Below are 5,773 nucleotides of genomic sequence, written 5' to 3' on the forward strand. Positions count from 1 at the left end.
GCTCAAGGGCTCAAGGGCCTGGGCGCCGCGCCGGCGGGCGGCGGTGCGCATCGCATCGCGCTGCTGCTGATCGCCGCCGGCGTCGCCCTGGCCACGGCACCGGCGGTCTTCGGCATCCCGATCGCCGCCTACCTCTCGGTCGGCTTCCTGCTGGTCGGCGGCATCGGCGCGCTGCCGTGGCTGATCGCGGGGGTCTATGACCGGCTCGCGCCGCTGGCCGCGCAGCGCCTGCTGCCGCTGCTGGCGATCGAGCGCGCCCGGCGCATGCGCGGCACCGCCGCGGTGGYGGTCAGCGGCGTGGTCGCGAGCCTCAGCCTCGCCGTCGCGCTCACCGTGATGGTCGCGAGCTTTCGCGACTCGGTCACGCACTGGCTCGACATCGTGCTACCGGCCGACCTGTACCTGCGCAACGCCGCGGGCGCGGGCTCCGGCAGCGAGCAGGCCCTCTTCGCGCCGGCCTTCGTGCAGGCCCTGGCGCAGTTGCCCGGCGTGGCGCGCACCGGCACGCTGCGCACGCGCGCACTGCTGATCGATCCGTCGCGGCCCGCRGTGACGCTGATCGCGCGCACCTTGGACGACGACGTCGGGCGTTCGCTGCCGCTGACCGGCGCCGCGCTGCCGGTGCCGCCCGGACAGGTCGGGATCTACGTCAGCGAGGCGATGGTCGAGCTCTACGGGGCCCGGCCCGGCACGGCCTTCGAGCCGCTCGCGCGCGCCTGGGGTCCGCAGCGCGAGCGCCGCGGTGCCTCGCCGCCGGTGTTCTTCGTCGCCGGCATCTGGCGCGACTACGTGCGGCAATTCGGCGCCGTCACGATCGACGCCCGCGACTTCGAGCGCCTGACCGGCGAGGCCGGGGTCAGCGACGTCGCGCTGTGGCTCGCGCCCGGCGCGGCCGAGGGCGCGGTGCAGGAGGCGGTGCGGGCCCTGGCCGCGCGCGAGCTCGGCGCGGCCGAGCCGATCGAGATGTCCTCGGTGGCCCAGATCCGCGCCACCTCGCTGCGCATCTTCGACCGCAGCTTCGCGGTCACCTACTGGTTGCAGGCGGTGGCAATCGCAATCGGCCTGTTCGGCATCGCGGCCAGCTTCAGCGCCCAGGTGCTGGCGCGGCGCAAGGAATTCGGCCTGCTCGCGCATCTGGGCTTCACGCGCACACAGGTGCTCGCGATCGTCGCCGGCGAAGGCGCGGCCTGGACTGCGATCGGCGCCGTCGCCGGGCTGGCGCTCGGGCTCGCGGTGTCGGTGGTGCTGGTGCACGTCGTCAACCCGCAGAGCTTCCACTGGACGATGGACCTGCAGGTGCCCTGGGCGCGGCTGTCCGCGCTGTGCGCCGCGGTGGTCGCGGCCGGCACGGTCACGGCCTGGCTCGCCGGCCGCGCGGCCGCGGACCACGACGCCGTGATGGCGGTCAAGGAGGACTGGTGACAAGGCTGCCGATGCGGTCCCCTGGCCTGTCGCGCCGCACCGTGCTGCTGTCGGCGCTCGCCGGCCCGGCGGCCTGGGCCCTGCCGCCGCGCGTGCTGCAATTCCCGCGCGACTTCGGCAGCCACCCCGAGCTGCGCACCGAGTGGTGGTACATCACGGGCCAGGCGCAGGCCGGCACGCGCGAGTTCGGCTTCCAGCTCACCTTCTTCCGCTCGCGCGTCGACGCCGCCCAGTCGATCCAGTCCGCCTTCGCGGCGCGGCAGCTGATCTTCGCGCACGCCGCCATCACCGACCTCGAGGGACGCCGGCTGTGGCACGACCAGCGCATCGCGCGCGAAGGCTTCGGCGTGGCATCCGCCTCCGAAGCCGACACCGACGTCCGGCTGCGCGACTGGTCGCTCAAGCGCGACGGCCAGGGCTACGCGGCCCGCCTGCCCGCCGCGGGCTTCGCGCTCGACCTGCGCTTCGACCCGACCCAGCCGGTGCTGCTGCAAGGCAGTGCTGGCCTCTCGCGCAAGGGCCCCGAGCCCGACCAGGCCAGCTACTACTACAGCGAGCCGCAACTCGCGGTCTCGGGCAGCCTGAGCCTGCAAGGCCGGCGCTTCGAGGTGCAGGGCCGTGCCTGGCTCGACCACGAGTGGAGCGAGGCCTTGCTGCACCCCGAGGCCGTCGGCTGGGACTGGATCGGCATGAACCTCTTCGATGGCGGCGCGCTGACGGCCTTCAGGCTGCGCCGTCGCGACGGCTCAGCACTGTGGCACGGCGGCTCGCTGCGCACGGCCGATGGCCGGCTGCAGGTGTTCGGCCCGGACGCGCTGCGCTTCGAGGCCGAGGCCCACTGGACCAGCCCCCGCACGCGGGCCGCCTATCCGACGCGCTGGCGCATCCACACGCCTGCCGGCGCCTTCACGGTGCGCGCCCTGCTCGACGACCAGGAGCTCGACGGCCAGGGCTCGACCGGCACGGTGTATTGGGAAGGCCTGAGCGAGTTGCTGGACGCCGGCGGCCAGCCGGTGGGCCGCGGCTACCTCGAGCTCACGGGTTACGCGCAGGCACTGAAGCTCTGAGCGCGCGCATCGACCGCGCCGCGGTCGAAGACCAGCTGCCCGCGCAGCCAGGCGCGGAACTCCTCCTCGGCCTGGGCCCTGGCCTCGATCGCCCACGCGCTCCAGCGCCGCTCGACCCTGCCGGCCCATTCGTCGAGCAGCGCGAGCACGGCCGGCGCCGAGCCCGCCGCCTTGGCGAGCAGTCGACAACGGCACACCCGTGCGTGCAGTTGGTACAGGGACGCCCTGCCCTGCAGATAGTCGCGTCCGGCCTCGAAGAGCTGGCGGAGTTCAGGGATTCGCCCCAGCCGGCCCCCGGCAGCGACGAATCGTGCGGACGATGCCGTCGGTTTCATGCGTGACCTCGCAACAGCACACCGGCCTCAGACGCGCAAGCGCCGCCGGCCGAGCCATCCATGACGAGAGTCACGAAAAACGGGTGGAAAAATTTCATGGTCGATCTCGAAGACGAAGGAAGTGCAGGAGGATCGATCGCGAATGCGAAACCTCGCGGCGCGCCAGCCGGGCGCAGCGGCATGCGGGCCCACGGATGCGAGTCCCCGGCCGCCTGGGCCGGGACGTGCGCGTGCAACCGCAATCTGAAGCGTCGATGATCCGGCGTCAGGCTGCCGCCGGAAATCAGACTGTTCTGAAACTGCCAAAAACCTCGCGCAGGGAACGCGACCACGCGGCGCGGCTGCGCGGCGGGTCTGAACATCGGGCCCGGCAGGCGATCTGGCTGTCAATTGCAGGGAAACTGCGCGCCCTGCCGCAGTACCTTTCTCGATCTTCAGCAGACGCTGCGCGTTGGTCGAAGCGCTCCGCGGACGAAGGCGGCCCGCCACTACGATGGGTGTCGCCCCCGCATCGCCGTACGCATGAACCGACCCCGCTCCCCCAAGCCGCACCCGCTGTTTTCCCGCTTCGCGGCGGCGCCGAGACCGGCGGGGCCCGACGCACTCTATGCACAAGCCCTGGCGCTGTATCGGCAAAGCCAGTGGAACGCAGTCATTGTTCTTTGCCGCGACAAGCTGCTGCCGCTGGCGCCCAGCCATCGGGATGGCCTGTCATTGCTGGGCGTGGCGTGCTTCCTGCAGGGGGACCTTCCGGCCTCCGCGAACTACCTGCAGGCGGCGATCGCGGCGGGCGCCGGTGCCGATGCCCATACCAACCTCGGCATGACGCTGAACGCGCTGCGTCGACCCGAGGACGCCGAGGCCGCCTATCGGCGGGCCGTGGCGCTGGACCCGTTGCAGGCCACGGCCTGGAACAATCTCGGCAACCTGCTGGCCCGCAGCTTCCAGGCGAGCCGCCGGGACGAAGCCCTGCATTGCTATAGGCAAGCACTCGCTGCCAAGCCCGACTACGTCAACGCCCACACCAACCTGGGCTACGAGTTGGAGAACCGCAAGGATCTCGCAGCCGCTGAGCCATGCTATCGAGAGGCCCTGCGTCTGCTGCCCCGGTTCCTGCCGGCGATCGGCAACCTGGCCGACTTGCTCAAGCGCCTGAAGCGCCCCGAGGAAGCGCTGCGGTATTACCGGCAGGCCATCGTCCTCGATCCGCACAATCCCAGGTACATCGGCAACGCGCTTGGCCTGCGCCGCGATGTCGCGGACTGGCGGCCCGACGGCCGGCCGACCGCCCGCGACCTGATTTCGGCACTGGACCGGGAGCAGCCCAGCGAACTGGCGCCCCTCTACCTGTTGGCCCTGCCCGAAAGCAGTGCCGAACTGCAGCGCAGCGCGGCGCGGCGCTTTGCCCGGCAGCGCTGGGACTGGGCCCTGGCGCAGCCGCCGCTGGTCGCCGCCGCCACGCCGCGCGAGGGTGCCCTGCGCATCGGCTACCTGTCGGCCGACTTCCGCAACCATCCGGTCGCGCACCTGGTGACCGAGGTGATCGCCGCGCAAGATCGCGCGCTGTCGGAAGTGTTCCTCTACGCCTACGGCCCGCCGGCCGACGACGCGCAGCGCCGCGCCTTGCAGCAAGCGGCCGACCACTTCACCGACATCAGCGCCATGGACGACCTCGATGCCGCGCGGCGTATCCGCGACGACGACATCGACGTGCTGGTCGACCTGACCGGCTACACCACCCACGCGCGGCTCGGGATCACCGCCCTTCGCCCTGCTCCCGTGATCGCCTCCTGGCTCGGCTACATCGGCAGCCTGGGCGAGCCGCGCCTGGCCGACTACGTGATCGGCGACGCTGTCGCCACGCCGCCGGCCCTGGCGCACCACTTCAGCGAAACGCTGGCGCTGATGCCCGAGTGCTACCAGCCCAACGGCGCGTTGCATCCGCTGCCGGCGCCGCCGAGCCGCGCCGACGAAGGCCTGCCCGAAGACGCGCTGGTGTTCTGCAGTTTCAACCAGATCTTCAAGCTCACCCCGCAGCTGTGGGACGACTGGTGCCACATCCTGCAGGCGGTGCCCGGCAGTGTGCTGTGGCTGGCGCCTCCCGGTTCCGAGACGACCGCGCAGAGCCTGCGCGACGAAACCGCCCGACGCGGCGTGGCGCCCGAGCGCTTGGTCTTCGCCGAGCGCCGCCCGCTGGCCGTGCATCAGGCGCGGATCGCACTGGCCGATATTGCGCTCGACACCTTTCCCTACAACTCGGGCACCACGGCCAGCGACGTGCTGCGCGCCGGCGTGCCGCTGGTCACGCGCGCGGGCGAGACCTTCGTGAGCCGCATGGCGGCGAGCCTGCTGCACGCGGTCGGATTGGGGGAACTGGTGGCCGCGGACAGTGCTGGTTATCGGGAACTGGCGATTGCGTTGGCACAGGATGCGCCGCGGCGGCAGGCACTGCGCGCTGCGTTGGCCGAGCGCGTGCCGGCTTCGGCCCTGTTCCGGCCCGAGCGCTTTGCGCGGCAGCTGGATGCGTTGTTTCGCGCGATGCATGCGCAGGCGCTGGAGGGGCGGCGGGAAATCATTCAGCTGGCGACCGGCAACTGAATCAGCAGCCTTCGGACCGCGCGCCCAAGGAACTCTCGTGCAGGGTCTTCAGAACTTCTTGGGTATCTGGGCCCTGAGCTTCCAGTAGGCCGTCAACAGATCCGGGTCACCGGTTGCGACATGCTCGCTCTTGAGCGCATCGCATGCCAGCAACAAGCGGCGGGTCCGCGGATGCTCTTCGAAAAGGCGAGCGAACATCGGCTGTCGATCGCTGATGTCCAGGACGCTCGTCCGGAACGGGTTGGTTGCCAAGAGCACCGCAGGAAATCGCTCTTGCACGAAAGTCTTCATCGGCGTCTGGTTCAACACGGAACCATAGTTGGTCGTCGATTTCAGACCCGCTGAAAGCGC

Annotated in this window: 5 protein-coding genes; 3 read left to right on the forward strand and 2 right to left on the reverse strand. The window is 71.1% G+C overall.

The window, feature by feature from the left end; translation table 11 throughout:
• A partial coding sequence (locus AC1D2K_RS28580; RefSeq protein WP_478093004.1) for an ABC transporter permease occupies positions 1-1,422 on the forward strand: 1,422 nt, incomplete at its 5' end.
• Between the two features lie 11 nt (positions 1,423-1,433).
• Complete coding sequence (locus tag AC1D2K_RS28585; RefSeq protein WP_478093012.1) at positions 1,434-2,489, forward strand: lipocalin-like domain-containing protein; 1,056 nt, start codon at positions 1,434-1,436, stop codon at positions 2,487-2,489.
• Here the strand turns inward: AC1D2K_RS28585 and AC1D2K_RS28590 are convergent.
• Complete coding sequence (locus AC1D2K_RS28590; RefSeq protein ID WP_478093006.1) at positions 2,465-2,824, reverse strand: hypothetical protein; 360 nt, start codon at positions 2,822-2,824, stop codon at positions 2,465-2,467. The genes AC1D2K_RS28585 and AC1D2K_RS28590 overlap by 25 nt on opposite strands.
• Before the next feature lie 522 nt (positions 2,825-3,346).
• Here AC1D2K_RS28590 and AC1D2K_RS28595 point away from each other — a divergent pair.
• On the forward strand, positions 3,347-5,422 hold the full coding sequence (locus AC1D2K_RS28595; protein ID WP_478093008.1) for an O-linked N-acetylglucosamine transferase, SPINDLY family protein: 2,076 nt from the start codon (positions 3,347-3,349) through the stop codon (positions 5,420-5,422).
• A 48-nt stretch (positions 5,423-5,470) separates the two neighbouring features.
• On the opposite strand, the gene AC1D2K_RS28600 is transcribed toward AC1D2K_RS28595, so the two are convergent.
• Positions 5,471-5,773: hypothetical protein (locus AC1D2K_RS28600; protein ID WP_478093010.1), on the reverse strand; the 303-nt coding region annotated here is incomplete at its 5' end.

Source organism: Variovorax sp. P1_H12_2 (assembly GCF_056405335.1).